At 51.8% G+C, this 19607-nt stretch carries 20 protein-coding genes; 8 read left to right on the forward strand and 12 right to left on the reverse strand.

Annotated features, from left to right (window positions below; translation table 11 throughout):
• Positions 1-402: 402 nt before the first annotated feature.
• Complete coding sequence (locus tag ACYVH9_RS10670; RefSeq protein WP_460636300.1) at positions 403-639, forward strand: hypothetical protein; 237 nt, start codon at positions 403-405, stop codon at positions 637-639.
• 136 nt (positions 640-775) lie between these two features.
• Here ACYVH9_RS10670 and ACYVH9_RS10675 read toward each other — a convergent pair whose 3' ends face one another.
• The 3 genes from ACYVH9_RS10675 to ACYVH9_RS10685 all read right to left on the reverse strand — a co-directional run bounded on the left by ACYVH9_RS10675 (position 776) and on the right by ACYVH9_RS10685 (position 4474).
• Positions 776-1330, reverse strand: a complete 555-nt coding sequence (locus ACYVH9_RS10675; protein WP_460636301.1) for a hypothetical protein — start codon at positions 1328-1330, stop codon at positions 776-778.
• 433 nt (positions 1331-1763) lie between these two features.
• Complete coding sequence (locus ACYVH9_RS10680; protein ID WP_460636302.1) at positions 1764-1928, reverse strand: hypothetical protein; 165 nt, start codon at positions 1926-1928, stop codon at positions 1764-1766.
• A 482-nt stretch (positions 1929-2410) separates the two neighbouring features.
• On the reverse strand, positions 2411-4474 hold the full coding sequence (locus tag ACYVH9_RS10685) for a hypothetical protein (protein WP_460636303.1): 2064 nt from the start codon (positions 4472-4474) through the stop codon (positions 2411-2413).
• 165 nt (positions 4475-4639) lie between these two features.
• Between ACYVH9_RS10685 and ACYVH9_RS10690 the strand changes: the two genes are divergently transcribed.
• Both ACYVH9_RS10690 and ACYVH9_RS10695 read left to right on the forward strand, forming a co-directional pair.
• Positions 4640-6148, forward strand: coding sequence for a sensor histidine kinase (locus ACYVH9_RS10690; protein ID WP_460636304.1), 1509 nt, complete (start codon positions 4640-4642; stop codon positions 6146-6148).
• Between the two features lie 19 nt (positions 6149-6167).
• Complete coding sequence (locus tag ACYVH9_RS10695) at positions 6168-6845, forward strand: response regulator transcription factor (RefSeq protein WP_460636305.1); 678 nt, start codon at positions 6168-6170, stop codon at positions 6843-6845.
• 3 nt (positions 6846-6848) lie between these two features.
• Here the strand turns inward: ACYVH9_RS10695 and ACYVH9_RS10700 are convergent, their stop codons facing one another.
• The gene (locus tag ACYVH9_RS10700; protein WP_460636306.1) at positions 6849-7622 is read right to left on the reverse strand and encodes a recombination directionality factor; all 774 of its coding nucleotides are present in this window, start codon (positions 7620-7622) and stop codon (positions 6849-6851) included.
• 127 nt (positions 7623-7749) lie between these two features.
• On the opposite strand from ACYVH9_RS10700, the gene ACYVH9_RS10705 reads away from it, so the two are divergent.
• Positions 7750-8538, forward strand: coding sequence for an ABC transporter substrate-binding protein (locus ACYVH9_RS10705; RefSeq protein ID WP_460636307.1), 789 nt, complete (start codon positions 7750-7752; stop codon positions 8536-8538).
• On the opposite strand, the gene ACYVH9_RS10710 is transcribed toward ACYVH9_RS10705, so the two are convergent.
• The gene (locus ACYVH9_RS10710; RefSeq protein ID WP_460636308.1) at positions 8530-9801 is read right to left on the reverse strand and encodes a hypothetical protein; all 1272 of its coding nucleotides are present in this window, start codon (positions 9799-9801) and stop codon (positions 8530-8532) included. The genes ACYVH9_RS10705 and ACYVH9_RS10710 overlap by 9 nt on opposite strands.
• 154 nt (positions 9802-9955) lie before the next feature.
• Here ACYVH9_RS10710 and ACYVH9_RS10715 point away from each other — a divergent pair, with 154 nt between their 5' ends.
• The 4 genes from ACYVH9_RS10715 to ACYVH9_RS10730 all read left to right on the forward strand — a co-directional run bounded on the left by ACYVH9_RS10715 (position 9956) and on the right by ACYVH9_RS10730 (position 13175).
• Positions 9956-10438, forward strand: coding sequence for a DUF2911 domain-containing protein (locus ACYVH9_RS10715; RefSeq protein WP_460636309.1), 483 nt, complete (start codon positions 9956-9958; stop codon positions 10436-10438).
• A 3-nt stretch (positions 10439-10441) separates the two neighbouring features.
• Positions 10442-11284, forward strand: coding sequence for an alpha/beta fold hydrolase (locus ACYVH9_RS10720; RefSeq protein ID WP_460636310.1), 843 nt, complete (start codon positions 10442-10444; stop codon positions 11282-11284).
• 59 nt (positions 11285-11343) lie between these two features.
• The gene (locus ACYVH9_RS10725; protein WP_460636311.1) at positions 11344-12033 is read left to right on the forward strand and encodes a family 16 glycoside hydrolase; all 690 of its coding nucleotides are present in this window, start codon (positions 11344-11346) and stop codon (positions 12031-12033) included.
• 119 nt (positions 12034-12152) lie between these two features.
• On the forward strand, positions 12153-13175 hold the full coding sequence (locus tag ACYVH9_RS10730; protein ID WP_460636312.1) for an AraC family transcriptional regulator: 1023 nt from the start codon (positions 12153-12155) through the stop codon (positions 13173-13175).
• Here ACYVH9_RS10730 and ACYVH9_RS10735 read toward each other — a convergent pair.
• The 7 genes from ACYVH9_RS10735 to ACYVH9_RS10765 all read right to left on the reverse strand — a co-directional run bounded on the left by ACYVH9_RS10735 (position 13172) and on the right by ACYVH9_RS10765 (position 19522).
• Positions 13172-13528 carry a DUF4260 domain-containing protein gene (locus ACYVH9_RS10735; RefSeq protein ID WP_460636313.1) on the reverse strand — a complete coding sequence of 119 codons (357 nt, stop codon included), beginning with the start codon at positions 13526-13528 and terminating at the stop codon, positions 13172-13174. The genes ACYVH9_RS10730 and ACYVH9_RS10735 overlap by 4 nt on opposite strands.
• Before the next feature lie 222 nt (positions 13529-13750).
• Complete coding sequence (locus ACYVH9_RS10740; RefSeq protein ID WP_460636314.1) at positions 13751-14149, reverse strand: OsmC family protein; 399 nt, start codon at positions 14147-14149, stop codon at positions 13751-13753.
• 16 nt (positions 14150-14165) lie between these two features.
• The gene (locus ACYVH9_RS10745; RefSeq protein ID WP_460636315.1) at positions 14166-14894 is read right to left on the reverse strand and encodes a carbon-nitrogen hydrolase family protein; all 729 of its coding nucleotides are present in this window, start codon (positions 14892-14894) and stop codon (positions 14166-14168) included.
• Between the two features lie 44 nt (positions 14895-14938).
• Positions 14939-15271 (reverse strand): hypothetical protein, encoded by a 333-nt coding sequence (locus tag ACYVH9_RS10750; RefSeq protein WP_460636316.1) that lies wholly within the window; start codon positions 15269-15271, stop codon positions 14939-14941.
• 280 nt (positions 15272-15551) lie between these two features.
• On the reverse strand, positions 15552-16472 hold the full coding sequence (locus tag ACYVH9_RS10755; RefSeq protein ID WP_460636317.1) for an NAD-dependent epimerase/dehydratase family protein: 921 nt from the start codon (positions 16470-16472) through the stop codon (positions 15552-15554).
• Positions 16473-16610: 138 nt separating this feature from the next.
• Entirely contained in the window at positions 16611-18161 is a 1551-nt protein-coding gene (locus ACYVH9_RS10760; protein ID WP_460636318.1) for an FMN-binding glutamate synthase family protein, read from the reverse strand.
• A gap of 122 nt (positions 18162-18283) precedes the next feature.
• The gene (locus ACYVH9_RS10765) at positions 18284-19522 is read right to left on the reverse strand and encodes a 3-phosphoshikimate 1-carboxyvinyltransferase (protein WP_460636319.1); all 1239 of its coding nucleotides are present in this window, start codon (positions 19520-19522) and stop codon (positions 18284-18286) included.
• Between the last annotated feature and the right edge of the window lie 85 nt (positions 19523-19607).

Consider the following 19607-nt stretch of genomic DNA (forward strand, 5'->3'; position numbering starts at 1 on the left):
GAGTGCGTACTTTGGAGGGATTCTTCCACCATTGCTCTTCTCCAATAAAATACCGGGAGTTGGGTTTATTTCTCTCAAGAATTCTTCGTAAGTACTCGATTTTGACATATCACTCAATTTGATTGAATGTTTGCGACCTAAAACCTAATTTTAGGAAAAACGAAACGTGTATAAAATGAACTTCTGTATTGATTTTATTCCCTTCTCTAAACCTACGGAGAAGTATCCCTGGGCTATGCTCTATGTATTTGGGCCATCGTTTCATGACGGAGTTTTTATTTCCTGGAATTAAGCGGTCGGCCAGCAAAGAAGTATTGACTATCTGATGGAACTATTATGGGGCACAGGATACTGTCACCGCTTTATGTCAGAAGAGTAATCGCTATCTGCGCCTGTGTTGGGTTGCTCGTCGTACTTCTGAATCTGGCCGTTGTTTTTTATGGAACGGTTTTGTACGGTTTTGCTTTTCTTTCCAATTACCTGAAACCCCGCTCGCCAGTGCAACAGCTAGGAGGTGTTGTTAACCTGGCGAATGTTAAAGCGGCTTTTCTGTACGTGGTCGTTTTGGTGATTGCGTTAGGGTTAATGGGCTATGAACTCAAAACGATAAACCAGGTGTGGCGCAGGAAGGATGCGTAAGACCTTACGCCTTCATGCTCATAAGCTACAGGCAGTTTACAGAGGGGGCAGATGAGCTGCCCCTTTCTTTTTTCTCTTTTAACTAGGTTCTTAACGAGACTATGCTGTGCTTTCCATCAAATGGAGGCCGTGAATTTTACTTTTTAGGAGATGGCAAGTCGCTGATATCCGCCAGTTTATCGAAGTAATTGACAAACGTAATCCCTTCTTCGCCTTTGCTGTCGGGCCAATATTCCAGCGCAATCACAATGGTTGGCTTTTCCCATACTTTGAAAAATTCGGCTTTCTCTAAAGCGGCCAGGTGATTGGCCTGGGCGGGAGCTGCCTGACTGAGTTCGGCAAGGTCAGGTGTTTGGATGGGCGGTCCATTTTCTTTAGTCAGGATTTCATCGAGCTGGTAGTAAGCCACATTCGCAGCTTTTTCGGTGGCTTTCCGGGGGACATAACGGTATTCGATCCGGACTAATTTGTTGTTTAGAAAGTGGTACGTCAACCGGCAGATATTTTCGCCGAATCGCACACTGGGGTACTGAATAAACTCCGGCTTGACAGCGATCGGTTTAAGCTTTTTTTCCGTGGTAATTACCTGTTGCCGGGACATTCCCCAGGTCGTATTTCTTAAAGAAGGATCGGTTTGCCCCCAGGTAACCAAGGGAAAGATGAGCAGCAGAAAAAAGAACCTATAGTTCATGAGGCTGAAAGCAATACACGGATAAAGCAAGCTGTACGGTAGGCCAGCACTGTCGTGCCGAAAAGCCATAGAAGACCAGCGTTGCCCAATCCCAATACGGTTGTTGTATGCAAATGAAAGGGGAAAGATAAGGATGAGAAATGAGATTTTGGCAGATTCTGGATGAATAATTGAGCGGGGCCGTTGATGGGTGCATTTACCCCGACGTTCCTCCATAAACGTACCCTAAATTCGTTGGCTGTGCGGCCAGGTAGGTCACAGTACCGCCGACGAAGTCTGCATGCCGGAATAAGGCCAAGCCGTTTTTTTCTGAAAATACACTTATCCCTGGAGTACGCGATTCTCGGAAGCTACGGTTGGGTGGAATGATCCACTATCTCTGTTCGGTTAGCAGACGCAGCTAAAAGATAGGAACCAGAAGCAGGGAATCTGATTATTTAGGCTGTTTTTTTTCGGTCATCCAGTTCGTAATGATGGAAAGCGGCCAGAAGATGGTAGACACAATTGCCTTATTCCAATTGGGTTTGCCAGGAGCCCGTAACGCTTTCATGGAATAATACGCTAATACAACGCCTGAAATGAGCCATGCAATTGCCATATCGCTGTGAGTTTTGTTAATGAAAATTGTGAAAAAAAACTCGTATTATCAATAAAGTAGCGGCCTTATTGATCCAGTATGATACGCCATTACTAAACAAATTTTAAATCTGTACGGATACGGTTTAATAACGTACCGGTGATCTAATAGTTTTGGGCATGTAGTAAACGGTTAAAAAAATAAACCCGGCGAACTAGCCGGGCGATGTTTTTGAAAATAGGACAGAGAATAAGATCCGTTTTAATTCATCCTAACCATATACTGTTCTGGTCAATTTAATTTGCTAATATCTACGAATGCAATGGGCGAATCGATTGCGGTGTCAGCAAATACGGGAAATTTCCCGGAGAACTGGCAGCGTAATCGGCTGAAACCAACCGTTTGTTAGGCTGCTGCAATGGTGTATTCCATCGGTTTTGGGAGCGTTTAGAAACAAGCAACCATGTCCGAAGGTATTTTCCAGACATGGTTGAGTTGGTGCGTTAGTTGGCCGGGTAATGCCAGTCGCCGGATACAATCCGCTTTGTCCCCATCAGGTCGGTGTATTCGAGCCGTAAATCTTTGGGGTCGCAGTCGGTGATTCCGGCGGGCAGGGTTAGCCATTCAAACGTTGTTTCGCGGCCTTTTAGCGGTAATGTCTGACTCCAGCCGGGGAGTTTAACGTGCGTGATTTTCAGTTCCCGGTTTTCATTTTCATCCTGCGCAAAATAGCAGGCATTCACCAGCACATCCCGGCCCGCCGACAGAATCCACAAGGGTGGAAACTTCTGTGCATACCCGGCATTGGCCCGGTTTGGGTCTCCGTCGAACTCGTTGAGGTAATTTTTAAAGGGAAATCCAATCCAATAGTCGGCATGTTTTTGGAAAAACGGCACCAGCAGATTTTGCGAGCGATGACGCCCTTTCAGGATAAACTCAATGGGGCCTTTGGCCGAGACGCCCCCTTTCTGATCCCGGCCAAATTCGTAGGGGCCTTCCGCCGACCAGAACCACAGCGCCGTGAAAGCCGACCGGCTGATGACTACATTTTCGATCATTTGCGGATGGAGCGGTCGGTCACCAAACTCGTTGCCGGGCGCAAAACCCAGCGTTTCGGTATCGTGCCGGAGGTATTCCGACATCTCGACGTTCTTGAAAACCGCGGTTTTCTGGGATTTGCGCCGGCGCGGCTGTCCATCGTTGAGCGCAAAACCGTAGGATTGAATGGCTGACAGGGTGTACGTTGGAAAGAGCATGGCTACGTCGGCTTCCTTTTGGTTGCTGACCTTCGGATCGATGCCTTTCAAGCGAACCTGCTGTCCGTACAAGGTTCCGGTATGGTCGGTGGTTCGCGTCCGGCGCACTCCATTTTCCAGGATGTACTTGCCGTTGGCGTCTTTGTCATACCACGATTCGTGCGACCAGGTGCAGCGGGAATAATTGCCGTTGCCCACAAAACCGCCCAGGGTTGCCAAAGCCTGGATGTAGGGATGTTCACTGGCGCTGTAGGGACGGTTTGGGTCATTGCTCGTCAGGTAGTTAGACAGCTGGCTGCGGTCTTCCTTGTTCCAGAGTCTGCCCCCGCCTTCGATCAGCCCATCGGAATAAGCCATGATGCGGATCGGCATGCCTTCCAAAGCGGCAATGCGGCCGACAGCCAGGTACAGCAGCCCGAGCATCCGGTATTGGTCGGCAATGCGTCCGTTGTGCGGAGGAATGGGACTATTGATGTTTTCAACGGCTGGATATTGCTCGGTTTCGATATCAAAACTCACCAGGTCAACACCGACGCCCTGGCCGCCCTGGGTTTTGATTTCGTCCCACATGAAGGGCGCCATGTAATTAATCGTTGCCGGGTCAATGATCATGCGGTGCTTGACTTGTCCATCTACTTTGGGACCCGCGTGCAACGCCCGCAGACGGATCACCCGCGGATCCTTCTCACCCACTTTTTGGGCCAACTGATCGGCCCAGATCCCCGCCAGTTTGTAAACGGTGGCATCCCCGATCATCACCGCCCGTTTTGACCGGGGCAGGTTTTGGCGGGTAAAATAGCCGCTCATACGCAGCCGGGGTGAGGGAAATACGTGCGTGGCGCCCCGGCTTAATACGTCAAATTCAGCAGACGGCAAAAAGAACGGACCGTCATAAACAAAGGGAAAAACCGGGGTGCTGGCGAAGGCTGGAAACCGGTTGAGGTTAACCACAAACCGGGCTTTCTGCTCGGCAAATGGGTAATTGTTCTGCAAAACCTGGCGGGCATTGGGATTGGTGCGGCCCAAGGTCACGGGGGCAGACGTGATCACGGCGGTTCCCTGGTAATCGACGGTTGGCAGTCGGGAACCGGGCCGAGGCTGGCTGCCGGTCGGATGCGCGGCTAAGGTGCCGACACTATCAATTCCTGAGTGCTGGGTGGTGAAAGCGGATTGATTGGGCCACTCGTAAATCAATGCAGCATTCGGTGGTAAAAACGGTTTAACCGCAGAACGGTCATTTTGGGGATTGGGTCGATCGGGTGTGTGGAAGGTAAGTGCCAGTAACCCAATGAGAAAAGCGGTGGAATGCATAGGATGTTGGTTTGGCGGAAAACTCATTCACCGTCGGTTAAGCGGTGAGTGGTGGCAGTTATCAGGATTGCCCCGCCCTTATGGAACGTTAAATAACCATATATACTGTTAATGAATGTTAACGGTTTTTAAGATCGACCCGAAAAGCTGATATTTTTGACTTATATGAAAAAGCGAATCCGGTCGATTTTCGTGCTGATGATGGTTTGCATCCTGGGCGTTATGGCCTTTCAGGCTTACTGGCTGTATACCAGTTATCAGCTTCACGAGCAGCAGTTTCGGCGAACGGTGCGGAGCGCGTTTATTTCGGCGGTGGAAAAGCAGCAGATCAACCAGGCCCGGCAGTTGTTTCGGGGGGAAGTGCCCGCCGATCAAAAACGCTGGCGGTTTCATTTTCGGGACCTGGAACCGGAAGATGGAGTTGAAGAACAAATTATCATAAAGCAGCGGAAGGATAGCATTTTGGTGCGAACCAACGGTTCGAAAAGCAATGTACGGGTCGTACGACAGCCCCGCGACCGTATTTTTATGGATACGCTGGCCCGAAAAATCTCCAATATGATCATTCTGGATTGGGCGGGTGGCCAACAGTTTAACCTGAAAAAGTTTGATTCAACCTACCGGGCGGAATTGCGGCTTCGGGATGTTGACGCTACGTATCAGCTTGACACCATTCAGTTGCAGCCGGAGTTACTCCAAAAGCAGATGGCCATGCTGACGCCCACAGCCTGGCCGGTAAAAACCCCGCCCATGCCGATCAACCCGGTAAAAAAACAGTTTTTGCAGGCGTCATTCAGCAGCTCATCGGGCTACATGCTGCGGAAAATGGGGTGGCCGTTGGCGGCATCGGCCCTGTTGCTGGCGCTGACCACCTGGTGCTTTCTTTACATGTTGTCAACAATTCTGAAGCAGAAAAAACTCTCGGAGATCAAGAATGATTTTATCAATAACATGACTCACGAGTTGAAAACGCCCATTGCTACGGTTTCGGCGGCTGTGGAAGCGTTGCAGAACTTTGGCGCGCTGGCTGATCCGAAGAAAACGCAGACGTACCTGGGGATTTCTAAAAATGAACTGCAACGGCTGTCGGAGCTGGTTGAGAAGGTGCTGAACATGGCGGTCGATGAAAAGAAGGAGCTGGAACTGCACCGCGAATGGATCAAACCCGCCGAATTGATTCAGGAAGTAGTTGGTAACCATCAACTGAAAGCGCGGTCGGGCGAACCGGCCAAGACGGTTGCCATTGCCGTGTCGAGCGAGCCGGACGAGAGGCCGGTACAGGCCGACCGGCTGCACGTTGCAAATGCCATTAACAACCTGATTGATAATGCAATCAAATATTCTGCGGATTCGGTTCAGATTCGGATCAGCAGCCGAATTGATGAGCAGGGCTGGCAACTGACCGTGCGAGACAACGGCAACGGGATCCCAAGTGCATACCACGAAGCCATCTTCGACCGGTTTTTTCGGGTTCCGACGGGAAATCTGCATCCGGTGAAAGGATTCGGTCTGGGACTGTCATATGTCCGGCAGGTGATCGAAAAACACGGCGGTCGCATCAGGGTGTCGAGCGAACTGGGGCGGGGAAGTGAATTTACGATCTGGATTCCTAATTTGTCGAAAAAAAGGAATAACGACGGGGGGGAACCCTTGATGAACCCTGATGATCGCTGAGTAAAAACTCGTTTAAAACATGCCAACCATTCTTTTGATCGAAGATGAACTCGCCCTGGGCATGATTGTCCGCGATAGCCTGGAGGTGCGGGGTTTTACGGTTTTGTACGCGGCTGACGGGGAAGAAGGATACGCACTGTTCAGGCAACATCACCCCGATGCCATAGTAGCCGATGTGATGATGCCCAAGCTCGACGGTTTTACGCTGGCCGAGCGCATTCGCCAAACCGACCGGGATGTTCCGATTATTTTTCTGACCGCCCGCTCGCAAACCGCCGATGTGGTGCGCGGCTTTGAGTTGGGGGGCAACGATTACCTCAAAAAACCGTTTAGCATCGATGAACTGATTGTTCGCATCAAAGCGCTGCTGAGCCGAAACCGTGGGAGTGACCCGACGATTGCCGGTCGCTTGCCTATTGGTCGCTACCAATTCGATTACCCTAAACAGAAATTGGCGTTACAAGGACAGGAAATACCGATGTCGCACCGCGAAGCCGAGCTGCTGAAACGGCTTTATGAGCAGCGCAACCAGGTGTTGGAGCGCTCTGCCGTGCTGATGGAACTCTGGGGCGACGATAGTTTTTTCAATGGTCGAAGCCTGGATGTGTTCATTACGCGGTTGCGACGGTATCTGAGGGACGATCCTCAGGTACAGATTGTTAATGTGCGGGGCGTGGGGTATAAGCTGATTGTTTGAAACTTACTCTTCCGACGACGGCAGTTGTGACAACGTTTCCTGCTCGCTTAACCAATGGCTGGCGTCGGCGTTTGGGTTTTCGCGGAGGTAGCGGGCCAGGCGATGGGCCGTTTCAAACGAAAACTGCGGCACCAGATCGACAATGGGATACTGGTAAATCAGTCCCGGTTTGTTGGTTTTAACCTTCCTGACTTTTAGCAGAAAAGGCAGGTACTGCACACTGCCAAATAGTTTTCGGTACTCATCAAACTTGTTGCGGAGGTTCGGGATGGTGGTCTGAACGGCGCGTGTGCTGAATTGCCAGTAACCCAGCAACGGGATGTCCCGGATCACAAACCGCAGGGTCAGCACCGGCAACCACTTGATGAGTTTGACTTTGGCTGGATGAAGGTTCTTTTGTAAAAAAGCTACGGTTTCGTCCATGATGAACGGCCGACGTTCGGTGGTGGTAACCACGTATTTTTTCAGTTCATCGTTCCAGATGTGAAAAGTGTGGTTGTCGCCATAACCAAATAGTTTACCATCGGCGGTGCGAATTTCCAGTCGCTCGTTGCAGACAATTTCTTCCTGGTCGGAGAAAAACAGAATGGGAAGTTCGGTAATGGTTTCTCCGTAGACTTTATGAACCACATCGGCGTAATCCCCGCGAATGCGAAAACTGTCAATGCTGCTGGGAACAACCTGTCCTGACCGCTCTACTTTCTCTCCCACGGCAATCCGCCCTAATTCTGTCAGCGCCGACGATGGCGACGGGTTGTTCTCCGATTGAATGCGCATAGTGTTGTTTACTTCTGTACGTTCAACAAATATAGAAAATTGACGAGAGGTTTTCGTACTTCAAAAGGGTACTGTTGGCCGGTTTTGCCAATTTTGACAAGATTATCCCATTTTTTTGTTCACGATAATGAAAACCGCAAATTATCCACCCCAACGCATCGTTTCGGTGGTTCCTTCCCAAACCGAATTGCTTTTTGATCTGGGACTGGATCGGGAGATTGTGGGTGTTACCAAGTTCTGCGCCCATCCGGCCAGTCAGGTGAAAAAGAAAACCGTTGTGGGTGGTACCAAAACCCTGCACCTTGAGCGTATTCATGCCCTGAAACCAGATTTTGTTTTGGCAAATAGGGAGGAAAATACCCGTGAACAGGTGGAAGAACTGCAACGGTTTTATCCGGTTCACGTAACGGACCTACAGACCGTAGCCGGAGCACTGGCAATGATCCAGGAAGTGGGCCAGTTGGTCGGAAAGGCCGGACCGGCAAACGCGTTGGCGCAGGAGATCGAAAATGCCTTCCGCTGCGCGGGATTTGTGATTTCGCGCCGGGCAACCCCCTTGGCGTCCGGCAAACTGTCAGTAGCCTATTTGATCTGGCGAAAACCGTACATGGCAGCGGCCAGTCAGACGTTCATTCATTCCATGTTGGAAACGGCCGGTTTTCAGCCTGCTTTTGGCGGATTGACCCGCTACCCTGAGGTAACCGAAGCCGATCTGCAGGCTTGTCAACCCAACTTGATTTTCCTGTCCTCAGAACCGTATCCGTTTTCCCAAAAACACACCGCCGAATTGCAGCAAATTTGTCCTGATGCGCGGATTGTGTTGGTTGATGGTGAGCTGTTTAGCTGGTACGGTAGCCGGATGCTGAAAGCACCTAATTACCTCCGGACGTTGCGGCAGGAGCTGGGTTTAGAGTAAAACTGTCTCGGTTTGGCCGTCGGAAAAGCGCGCGGATTTAACCGCCCCTGTGCCCTGGAAGTAATAGCGAAGACCAACAATTTTGCCCGGATCGCGGTTAAATTTCCCTTCATAGGCACGTTGGCCGTTGACCAGAACCGTTACTTGCCTGTCTTTTACCTCGCAACGCACGCGCACCCAATCCGAAAAATCGACGCCAAACCCAGAAAGGTCGTTGGTTTTACCCGAAACCGCATGCTCGGCAAAGGAAAGAAACAATTGGCCCACGCAGCCTTTCACCGATAGCGGAATCAGGTGGATACCATTGGAGCAAAGCAGCATAATACCCGTTTGCTGGCATACGGCCCCGTGGCGGTTGAACGTGCTTTTAAGTTCCGTTTCAAAGACAAAATTACTACCCGACAATTCGCCCAGCGGCTGGACATAGTGCAGAGTGACCTGCGGAACGGCTTGCTGGAGATCGATGCCTTGTCCGTTCAGGTTGGCTTCGGTTAGCGCAACGGTTTGGTTTCGACGAATTTGCTGGTCCGGAAAATAAACGGGTATTGAATCGTAGTTGACTGTGCCAAGCCAGCCGTCGGTAGTAATGTAGAGATCATGTTCGCGCACGATCGAATCGTTCAGAACAAGTTTGGCGCGGAAATAACCGGGGTAATAATAGGTGCTGGCGTACTGTTGCCCGTTTTTATCGACCCGAAACCGCAGTTTGGGGTTCCAGCTTTGCTGAATGAAAACACTGTCGGCGTTCGAATCGCGGGCGTCGTACCGGAACAAAACCGTGTTGGGCAGGCCCGTTGCTACAGGGTGGCTGGTAAACGAAATCGCGCCGTATTCCAGCGGTTTAACCCGGTTCTGGAACGCCCAGATACTGACCAAACCTGCCACAACCAGCGCTCCAACCCGCCACGGCCAGCGCCGGGCTACGGATCGGTTTGGCAAAGCCCGAGCGGGTGGTTCGGAAAGATCTTGGGTTGAAACAGCGGTTTGGACGGCAGAGGATGGTTGTTGAAACGACCGCCAGTTTTCGTAACCGACAAACTGCGCCAATGTATTGAGCGTCGTGGCTGTGGGCGCGCTATCGTAGCGCACCTTACCCCAGATTCGTTTCAGCGTGCTGACGCTGAGCGAGACGCCGGTTTCGGTCAATATGCGCTCACTCAGGGCTTCGAAATCCCCGTTCTGCCAATGCTGGCCGTTGCCCCAGCCCACTTTTTTTTCAATCAGGGACCGGCATCGTTGCAAACTGTCGTTTTCTGAAACCATTGATAATCAGTATGAATCAACTTGAACGGATTTGAACAAGGGCCGACGCTTCAACTCTTATGGGCTTTCTTCACCTTTGTCGGGATCATTTATTCCTTCAACCAAAGTTACGTAAACCGACATGAAAAAATTGCTCATTCTTACAACATTGCTTATGATCGCTCAACTCACTTTTGCGCAGGACGACAAGTCGAAACGACCCAGTCCGCCCGCACAAGCCCGGCAAACCGTGGGTGGTAAAACCATCACCATCGACTACAGCCAGCCATCGGTGAAAGGCCGGAACGTTTGGGACCCGGCGGGCAAGGTGGCTCCAGCCGGACAGGTCTGGCGTACGGGAGCCAATGAAACCACGACTATTGAATTCTCCGACGGCGTAACGCTAGAAGGAAAAACCGTTCCGAAGGGCAAATACGCCCTCTTTACCATTCCGGGCGAAAAGAACTGGACTGTCATTCTCAACAAAACCATCAAGTGGGGCGCGTTCAGCTACAAGCAGGATGAGGACGTGCTGCGGGTGACCGTACCGGTGAAGAAGGCATCGGCATTTCAGGAAAAATTCACGATTGCTATTAACCCCAAGGGGGTTGTTTCGCTGGTTTGGGCAGATACGAAAGTCGATTTTAAGGTAAAGTGACCCATGCGCTATATCGTTTTCTGGCTGCTTAATTGCGTGGCTATTGCGGCCACTGGCCAGCCGACCGAAAAGATTCCGTACGGATCCAACCCCAAAGCGGGACAGTATGTACAAGTGGGCGATGCCAAAATCTATTACGAGGTGTATGGGCAAGGCCGACCGCTGGTTTTGCTGCACGGCGGTTTGCTCGGATACATCGACGAGTACCGGGATTTGATTCCGCGCCTGAGCCGTGAATTTCAAGTGATTGCTATCGCAACACGCGGACACGGCAAATCGGAAGTGGGCACTAAACCGTATTCGTACCGGCTTTTTGCAGAAGACGCCCACACCGTGATCCGAACCGTCACGCAGGACAGCGCGATTGTGATTGGGTTTAGCGACGGTGCCATTGCTTCCTATATTCTGGCGGCCGAACACCCGGAACTGGTGCGAAAAAACGTGGCTATTGGCGGGGGACCGTTGGGAATTGGCGACTATACGGCGGAACAACACGATTTCTGGCTTCAGTTGACAGATGAAAAGATGGAGAAATTCTTACCGGGTTTTATAGCGCAACGCAAGAAGTTGATGCCTCAACCGCAGCAGTGGGACCGGTTTTTGAGCGAATTGAAAAAAGCCTGGAGTGAACCAACGTACATTGACAAAGCCGCTTTGAAAACCATCAAATGCCCGGTGCTGATTGCCGCCGGAGATCATGACGGTGCAACGGAAAGGTTTGTAAATATCTACAAATCATTGCCCAATGCTCAACTGGCCATCATTCCGGGTTCGGGCCATGTGGTGTTGACAACCAAACCGCAGTTGATGTACGATCTCATCCATCCGTTTATTACCCAAAAATAAAGCATCACCGCTTGCACCAAGTGCAAGTAGTGAGCTTTTTAATCGATAAGTAGTTGAAAATGAAATACAATAACAAGAAAGACCAGTTTGCCCTGTGGGTGTTTACCCTACTTACCGTATCTTGTGCCTTCGGGCAGGGACAACCAGATGAACGAAAGATTGAGCTGACGGAGCTGGCGAAAAAAGGCGCGTTTCGGCTCGAAAACCGCACGGTACAGACGTTGACGGACGGAAACCGGCATGGCGTTCGGCTGGATGAGAAACCCGGTGCCAATGAAGGCGTTGCGTGGCTGCCCAAAACGACATTCACGCAGGGAACCATCGAGGTTGATATGCGGGGTAAAGACGTTTTGCAGCGGAGTTTTGTAGGCATAGCTTTTCACGGCTCCAGTGAGCGGAATTACGACGCCATTTATTTCCGCCCATTCAATTTTCGGTCGACGGACCCTGTTCGGCGCATACATGCTGTGCAGTACATTTCGCTCCCGAACTACGATTGGCCTACTTTGCGCAAGGATTTTCCGGATCAGTACGAAAAAAGCATCGATCCGGCTCCCGACCCTAACGAGTGGTTTCACGTCCGGATTGTCGTTGATAATGAAACCATTCAAGTTTTTGTTAACGACATCGCCACGCCCAGCCTGACCGTAAAAAAGCTGGGCGAGCGTCGCGAGGGCCTAATTGGTTTGTGGGTTGGGGCCTCATCAGGTGGTGATTTTGCTAACCTGAAAATCACGCCAAACCCATAATCGCTAGCCGACACGTCTACGGACTTGATGCTGGGTAATCCCAGGCTGCAATCGGAGTTGCCCGGGGAAAGCATTTCAGGCTTTTGGGGTGCTCGGCTTTTGGCGTATCTTCGTGGGTGATGGCGACGAATAATACACTCTCGGTTGGTTCTTTTAATCTGGTTTTGTTTGCAGCCCGGCAGAAAGGCGCCGATGCTGCGGCCTTGTGCCGAACCGTGGGTGTTGATCCCGCCATGCTGCGGAACCCCGACGAGCGGATTCCGATTCGGGCGATGCAGGCGCTCTGGCGCGAGATTATCGCACTGACTAATGACCCATATCTGTCGCTTCGCATTGGCGAAATGATTAATCCGACGGCTGTGGGGGTATTGGCGTATGTGATGATGCACTGCCCGACGCTGGGTAAGGCGTTGGAAAAACTCTGCGAATACCAGGCCATTGTCTGCGAAGGCGTTCAAACTGTAGGACAGCGGGAGGGAGGGCTGTATCGCCTTGTGCTGCATATCACCTCTGAAGATATTATCTACCCCGAACACGTGCTCAATTCCGAGCTGGTGGTGTATTTGTCGGCCATCCGGGCGTTGACGGGGCATTTTGTTACACCGGAAGCGGTGACGTTTGAGTACCCACGTCCATTGGATAGCAGCGAACACGAACGGGTTTTTGCGCCGGCTACGCCGGTGTTCGATGCGAAAGAAACGGCTTTGGTGCTGGATGCTGCCTGGTTGGATACGCCGGTGCTGAACGCCAATCCCGGCCTGTTTCCGCTGTTTGAGCAGCACGCGATGGAGCTTCTGCGGAAATTACAGGAGCGGGCGTTGGTTGGGCGGGTGAAGGGTGAGATTGTCGCTTTGCTGAAAGGAGAGGAACCCACGCTGGCGACGGTTGCCGATCGGCTGGCAATGGGGGTCCGAACGCTCCAATTGCACCTGAAAAGTGAGGGCGTTACCTACCAGCAGTTGCTGGACGAAGTTCGTCATGACCTGGCTATCCGGCACCTTCGCGAACCCCATTTTAGTACCACCGATATTGCGTATTTGCTGGGCTTCTCAGAACCCAGTGTCTTTTACCGAACCTTTAAGAAATGGACGGGTTCGACCCCCGGTGCGTACCGGACCGAAGCACTTCGTCAGTCGGCTTAACGGTTCTTGCCGATGCGACCCAGGTGGGTGTTTTCAAAACCGTCGGTGTATTTCAGGCCGTAACCAAAAAGTCGGTCCATGGCCGAATGGCTAAACAGCACTACACCCGCCAGCATCAAAACCGGATTAGCCAGCAAAGCGCCCATCAAGCCAATCGTGGTGGCGACGCCCTTATGGTGGAAAAAATTATAGGTGTATGCACCAATGCGTGGATTGATGAGGTAGCCGAGCATACTCAGATCGGGCAGGAGCAGCAGGGCCGGAAACCACCACCAGGCAAACGGCAATTGGGTAAACAGACCAATGGTGAGCACGAATTGAGCACCTTCTTCGAGTTTTAAAAGCGATTTCATGATTGTAAAGGTGTCGTTTGTATGACACAAAGGTCCGCCGAAAAAACCGCTGCGAAGGTGACCGAACATGAAAACTCCCATGACCAAAAACGAAAAAGAGTCTTTCATTCACCCGTGGTAAACGGGTGAATAGCAATCGAGGATGGCCCAGGCAAAAGCGGTTGGAGCACTGGCCTAAACGAATCAGAAAGGAATAAGTACGTGTTAGAAAATCGCTTATATCTAGGCCATTAAGCTGATCGTTAGTCCCTTGCGCAGGGTGTTGTGTACTTCGGCCACCTGGTCGGTGTGGCGGATCAGCGCATCGATTTCGGTGGGTGTGGCATCGGCGGTGACCTGGGCTTTGTATTGAAAGTTGGAACCGGGTTCGCCATCGGCCCCAAACTCGCCGGTGACCTCTACTTCAACGCCCGAAATCGTCAGGTAGCGTTTGGTGGCTTCCCGGTAAATATCGTTGCAGAAGCAGGTGGCCAGTGCCAACAGCAAAAGCTCCCCACCATTGATGGATGAGCCGTAGCCCGACGGTTTCGGGGCAATTTGCACGGACCGGGCCGCGTCGTTGGTCTGGACGATGATATCGTGCTGATTCAACGTGCTATGGATGCGGGCGGACATTTTCATCGTGGAGCGATTTAGGTTATAAGGATTGTGTAATCACTTGCTGCGTTTCGGTATCAAGGAGCAGCAGACCTTCTTTGGTGCCATTAAGCTCCCCCAATAAGGCACCCTGTGTGCTCCAAATTGCGCTTTTGCCTCCTGAAACAAAGTCGTCACTTGGTCCGACGCTGTTGGCCATCAAAACCGTCATGGAATAGTTGCTAGCGATGTTGGCCAGCGTTTGGGCGGCTTTTTCGACTCCGCTGGCGGTTTTGGCAACGCTGACCAGGTAGATGGATGCGCCCAGTTGGTGCGCGTTCAGCGCGTGCTCAGGCACAGACAACTCGTAGCAGATAGCTAGTGCCACCGTTGGTTGGTTGCGCAGCAGAACCGATGCGTTCTGGCCGCTGATGAAAAACGGTTTTTCGTCGGCATGCAGGTATTTTTTGGAATACAGTTGCGAAGGCTGATTGGCAGTGAAAAGCACCATTGTGATGCAGATGCCTGCTTCGTTGCGCGTTGGCACGCCGATACCGATTGTTAGGTTATGGGCGTCGCTCAGTTGCTGAAAAACCGCAAACCGTTCGTCGTCAGGCGTTGTGGCCAGCTCATTGGCGAGGGTTGGTTCGTAGCCCGTTATTGATAACTCCGGAAAAATGATTACATCTGCTTGCAGAGAAACGGCCCGCTTAATGAACCGTTGGTGTTTCTCAATATTCTCCGAAACGGCTCCTCTGACGGGACGGGTTTGGGCGACGCAAAGTTTCATGGTAGCGTAAATGTGTTAACGAGAAGCCTCCACGGCAAGATAATTCACGATTTATCGAAGACATCCTTACTCCACCCGCGGAAATCGTAGTATTTACTTTTGGGCTCGCCGGTTAGTCCATTAACGCCTATTTTGCGGGGTAAATAATAACCGTGGATGTACAAAACCGGAAGCGTAAAAGCACCAAGAACAATGAAGGCAACCGTTCTGCCAACGAGAAGTGAAAGCGATGTGATGAATACAAGGGTAAAAAGGTATTTGCCGACTCTTCGCCATTTGGGGGTTTGTTCTTCGAACTGGCCGAACAGAATGTTGCCCAGGGCATAAATAGCGCTGACGATGGCAACTTCAACCCAAAGCGTTTCGGTGCTCCACATACAGGTAATGATTTTACGCCAATACAGTTTATTCTACTCTCAAATGGAATTTTTCGTCGCCTATCTGAAAATAATAAATCTCTTCCAGAACGTAGAAATCTCATCCTGCACCCGACAAAATCGATTGACAGCGAACCCGCTCAGTTTTCCAGCGGGTTCACAATCGGAAAACCGCTGCGACCGCCGGTTTTGACGTTATTAATTTACTCAGTAGCAGCGTGTAATGCCAAAACTATTGACGGAACGGTTCTCAACCACGAGTTTAAGGCTAGGTTCCAGCTCAATTTCCGTTCACCGTTTGTCTGATGCCCTCTGCGGGTGGAGTTGGTGGCAGGTTGAAGGCGTTCTGGAATTTGCTGCTGTCGAAAAAATAGTCGCGGTCGTACTGGTACGCCATTTCCGGAAATTCACGCATGATCGGAACAAATAAGCCAACCAGACGGATCATCCAGATCGGCAGTGCCTGAATCTTCGGTTTGACGTTCATTTCGTTTGCCATGAGTTCAATCCATTGCTGGCCGGTCAAGGGCGTTGGATCGGTGGGCAGGTGCCAGACCTGGTTGTAAGCACTGGTGGTGTTGCCGAGCAGGGCCGTAGCTTTGGCGGCATCGGGTGTATAAGTAAACGAGTGGATTTTGTCAGTTCGGGCGAACCAGTTGGCGGCTTTTTTCTGCCGAAAATTTTTCAGAACGGTTTCCACCATCAGGCTTTTTTCATTGTTTGGGCCGTAGAAATCGGCCGCCCGGGCAATGAGTGCGGTCAGGGTACCCCGTTTCACTTCGTCCATCAGCATACCGGCGATTTCGGCCCGAACGTTTCCCTTCCGGCTGACCGGATTGATGGGACTTTCTTCGGTCATGTGGCCAAGGCCCGCCGGATCATACAAATACACGTTGTCGAAGAAAACGAGTTTGGCACCGTACTGCTTGCAGGCGTCGATTGTATTGCGCATCAACGCGGGCCACTTCGCGCGCCAGACCTTGTGGTTGTACGCAAAGCCTACGGTCAGATAAACCACCTCCGAACCTTCCACGGCTTTGAACACCTGGCTGCGATCCGAGAGATCGGTGGGAAACAGCTCGTCGGTTGGGTTAGTCTTTTTCGGATTACGGCTCACGAGCCGAATCCGGTCGGTGTACCTGGGCAATTCTTTGGCCAGTTCGCTGCCAATAGTTCCTCCGGCGCCTAAAATCGTTTGCATTTTCTTTTCCTGTTACGTACAGGGCAAAGGTCAGCAGGAAACCGCAGGCAGGGTATGACGAATGATGCAAATAAAGATGACTAAAAGCGAAAGAATGAGGAGGGCGGCTCAAATGCTAGGGCAAAAGGCTTCCACCTGTTATTCGTTTGTCATGTATTTACTCTTCAGCAGGTCGGCAATGGATGTGAAAGCCACCCTGTCTTTCTGATAACCGTAGGCTTGTTGCAGCGTCTGAATCTTGTTGTTGTCGCCCATAGCCAGATCGACATCCTCCATCGTAAACTGGCAGGGATGTTCGTACCCTGCAGCGTGTGAGATGTCGAGAATTTCTTTTGTCAGGGTTTTGATGTAGTGGTAAAACCGTTCGCTTTTCAAAGCGGGGTCGATGCCGGACTGAAGCCATTTGCTCTGTGTAGCCACGCCTGACGGGCAGCGGTTGGTGTGACAGATCTGGGCCTGAATGCAGCCAATGGAGAGCATGGCTTCCCGGCCCACGTTGATCAGGTCGGCCCCCATCGCAAACGCCATTACCGCCGATTCGGGTAGCCCCAGTTTTCCGGATGCAATGAAGGTGATTCGGCTCGTCAGTCCGCGTTTCTGAAAAATCTGGTAAACTTTGGAAAAACCGTAGACGAAGGGCAGGGAAACGTGGTCGGCGAAGGCCGGAGGAGCTGCTCCCGTGCCTCCTTCGCCACCATCAATGGTGATAAAGTCTGGTCCGGTGTTTGTTTGCAGCATGTAGTCGGCGAGTTCTTCCCAAAGTTCGAGTTTTCCCACGGCCGACTTGATACCCACGGGTAACCCTGTGTTTTCGGCCATAGCTTCAATGAAGGCCACCATGCTTGGAATATCGGAAAAGGCGCTGTGAGCCGCCGGCGAAATAACATCTTTGCCCATGGGCACGTGCCGGATTTCCGAAATCTCGGCGGTGATTTTGGCCGCGGGCAACACGCCCCCTTTACCGGGTTTGGCACCCTGCGATAATTTCAGTTCCAGCATTCGGATGAAGGGATTGGTGTCCACCAGCTTCACCAATTTTTCCATCACAAAATTGCCGTCATCATCCCGGATGCCGAAATAGGAGGTTCCGATGTTTACCACAACATCCGCTCCGAATTTATGGTAGGACGATACACCCCCTTCGCCGGTGTTGTGATAACAGCCAAATTTTTTAGCGCCCTTGTTCAGCGATTCGATGGCCCGGGCCGATAGCGATCCAAAGCTCATGCCGCTAATGTTGACGATGGAGCGCGGGTGGTACGGTCGCCGGCGGTTGTGCGAAAGACCAATGACCTTGGCCGCCGGGGCGGAATACGGGTTGTGGAAATTCGGATTGCCGGAGGGCAACGTCAGGGGAAGCAGGGCCGGTTTGATAAAGATATAACCCGCGCTAGTAATGTCCTGGTCGGTGCCGAATCCCTGAAAATTATTTTCTTTTTTCGACGACGCGTAGATCCAGGCCCGTTGCTGCCGGTTGAAGGGCAATTCTTCCCGGTTGTTGGCAACAATATACTGGCGAAGTTCCGGACCAAAGCTTTCCAGAAAATAGCGGATGTTGCCGACAACCGGAAAATTATGACGAATAGTATGTTTTTTTTGGGTTACATCGTACAAAGCCACGAGGGCCAGGCCGATCAGGAGCCATCCCCACCAGGCAATGCTCCCCAGAGTCGTTAACAGCAGTTCCAAGATTGTACAGTGTTCAGTGAGCGCCGTAAAAATACGGAAAACCGCTCAGGGGTACACCCTGCAAAGGTACTTTTCTCGGCAACTACCCGTATCGTTGACCGTCGGCCCACCGACGAATCGTCTCAACCGACTGGAGTGACGGTAGCTACGCGGGCCATATCGTCCCAAAACGAAGGGTAGGATTTGGCTACTACGCCCGGTTCTTCAATTACTACTTCCTGGCGCATCGCAATCGGCGCAAAGGCCATGGCCATGCGGTGATCATCGTAGGTGGCGAAGGTGGGCGTTTGGGCGACGGTTTCGTTCTGCCGGACTTCGTACCGCGTGTTTTTTTCTACTTCCACCAATTCGGCGCCCACTTTTTTCAACTCAGTTTGGAGAGCCAAAACGCGGTCAGTCTCCTTGATTTTCAGGCTTTCGATGCCCGTTAGCGTTAGCGGGATGTTTTTGATGGCGCAGCACACGGCCACGGTTTGGGCCAGATCGGGGCAGTCTGTAAAATCCCAGGCCAATGACGGCTGCGACGGAATTTTGGTCAGAACAACACCCTGGCTGGTGAACGTACTCTCGACCCCGAGCGGGCGCATGATGTCCACAATGGCGCTGTCGCCCTGCAACGAATTTTCTTTCAGCCCCAGCAGTTCGATCTCCGAGGTTTCGTCTTCGGCCAGCGCCAGCATGCTGAACCAGTAGCTCGCACCCGACCAGTCGGACTCAATGGCGTAGTCGGTGGGAACGTAAGGGGTGGGGGGCACCGTAATGGTTTTGGTGCTCCAGTCGGCCAGCGTCGTTACGCCGAACGCTTCCATTTGCCGCAGGGTCATTTCGATGTACGGGCGTGATCCTACATCGCCGGTTAGTTCGAGAACCAGGCCGTGGGGCAGGAGGGGCGCAATCATCAGCAGGGCCGAAATGTACTGGCTGCTTACATCACCCCGGATGGACAAACGGTTGGTTCCGTTGCTTGCAAATCCATTCAGGGCCAGGGGCGGAAAACCGTCCTTGTTGACATAATCGATGTTGGCCCCCAGCGCCCGCAAGGCATCCACCAGAATACCGATCGGTCGCTCGCACATGCGGGGCGTTCCGGTCATGGTTTTGTGCTGATTAGTGACCGAAAAATAGGCCGTCAGAAACCGCATGGTCGTTCCGGCATCCAGCACATCGGCAACGGGATCTTCCGATTGTAGGAGTCGGATCATGGTCTGTGAGTCGCGGGCAGCCGATACATTATGCAGGTTTCCACGAAAACCGGTTAAGGCATTGATGATCAGGGCGCGGTTGCACTCACTTTTGGAAGATGCCAGGGGAATAGTTGCCCGAATGGGTCCGGTGGGCGGGGTCAGACGTACAGCGTTCAAAACTAGGTCGAATTGGTGAAATTTTTCGCAAAACTACGGAGAGGAAGGGAGAAATGGATGAGGAATTATGAATGATGAACGAGGA

This window comes from Larkinella harenae (genome assembly GCF_054780515.1).

Excerpts from the sequence above, each read along its gene's own strand:
- ACYVH9_RS10675 (WP_460636301.1), bottom strand. The coding sequence starts at position 1,330 with ATGAACTATAGGTTCTTTTTTCTGCTGCTCATCTTTCCCTTGGTTACC.
- ACYVH9_RS10680 (WP_460636302.1), bottom strand. The coding sequence starts at position 1,928 with ATGGCAATTGCATGGCTCATTTCAGGCGTTGTATTAGCGTATTATTCC.
- ACYVH9_RS10685 (WP_460636303.1), bottom strand. The coding sequence starts at position 4,474 with ATGCATTCCACCGCTTTTCTCATTGGGTTACTGGCACTTACCTTCCAC.
- ACYVH9_RS10690 (WP_460636304.1), top strand. The coding sequence starts at position 4,640 with ATGAAAAAGCGAATCCGGTCGATTTTCGTGCTGATGATGGTTTGCATC.
- ACYVH9_RS10695 (WP_460636305.1), top strand. The coding sequence starts at position 6,168 with ATGCCAACCATTCTTTTGATCGAAGATGAACTCGCCCTGGGCATGATT.
- ACYVH9_RS10700 (WP_460636306.1), bottom strand. The coding sequence starts at position 7,622 with ATGCGCATTCAATCGGAGAACAACCCGTCGCCATCGTCGGCGCTGACA.
- ACYVH9_RS10705 (WP_460636307.1), top strand. The coding sequence starts at position 7,750 with ATGAAAACCGCAAATTATCCACCCCAACGCATCGTTTCGGTGGTTCCT.
- ACYVH9_RS10710 (WP_460636308.1), bottom strand. The coding sequence starts at position 9,801 with ATGGTTTCAGAAAACGACAGTTTGCAACGATGCCGGTCCCTGATTGAA.
- ACYVH9_RS10715 (WP_460636309.1), top strand. The coding sequence starts at position 9,956 with ATGATCGCTCAACTCACTTTTGCGCAGGACGACAAGTCGAAACGACCC.
- ACYVH9_RS10720 (WP_460636310.1), top strand. The coding sequence starts at position 10,442 with ATGCGCTATATCGTTTTCTGGCTGCTTAATTGCGTGGCTATTGCGGCC.
- ACYVH9_RS10725 (WP_460636311.1), top strand. The coding sequence starts at position 11,344 with ATGAAATACAATAACAAGAAAGACCAGTTTGCCCTGTGGGTGTTTACC.
- ACYVH9_RS10730 (WP_460636312.1), top strand. The coding sequence starts at position 12,153 with ATGGCGACGAATAATACACTCTCGGTTGGTTCTTTTAATCTGGTTTTG.
- ACYVH9_RS10735 (WP_460636313.1), bottom strand. The coding sequence starts at position 13,528 with ATGAAATCGCTTTTAAAACTCGAAGAAGGTGCTCAATTCGTGCTCACC.
- ACYVH9_RS10740 (WP_460636314.1), bottom strand. The coding sequence starts at position 14,149 with ATGAAAATGTCCGCCCGCATCCATAGCACGTTGAATCAGCACGATATC.
- ACYVH9_RS10745 (WP_460636315.1), bottom strand. The coding sequence starts at position 14,894 with ATGAAACTTTGCGTCGCCCAAACCCGTCCCGTCAGAGGAGCCGTTTCG.
- ACYVH9_RS10750 (WP_460636316.1), bottom strand. The coding sequence starts at position 15,271 with ATGTGGAGCACCGAAACGCTTTGGGTTGAAGTTGCCATCGTCAGCGCT.
- ACYVH9_RS10755 (WP_460636317.1), bottom strand. The coding sequence starts at position 16,472 with ATGCAAACGATTTTAGGCGCCGGAGGAACTATTGGCAGCGAACTGGCC.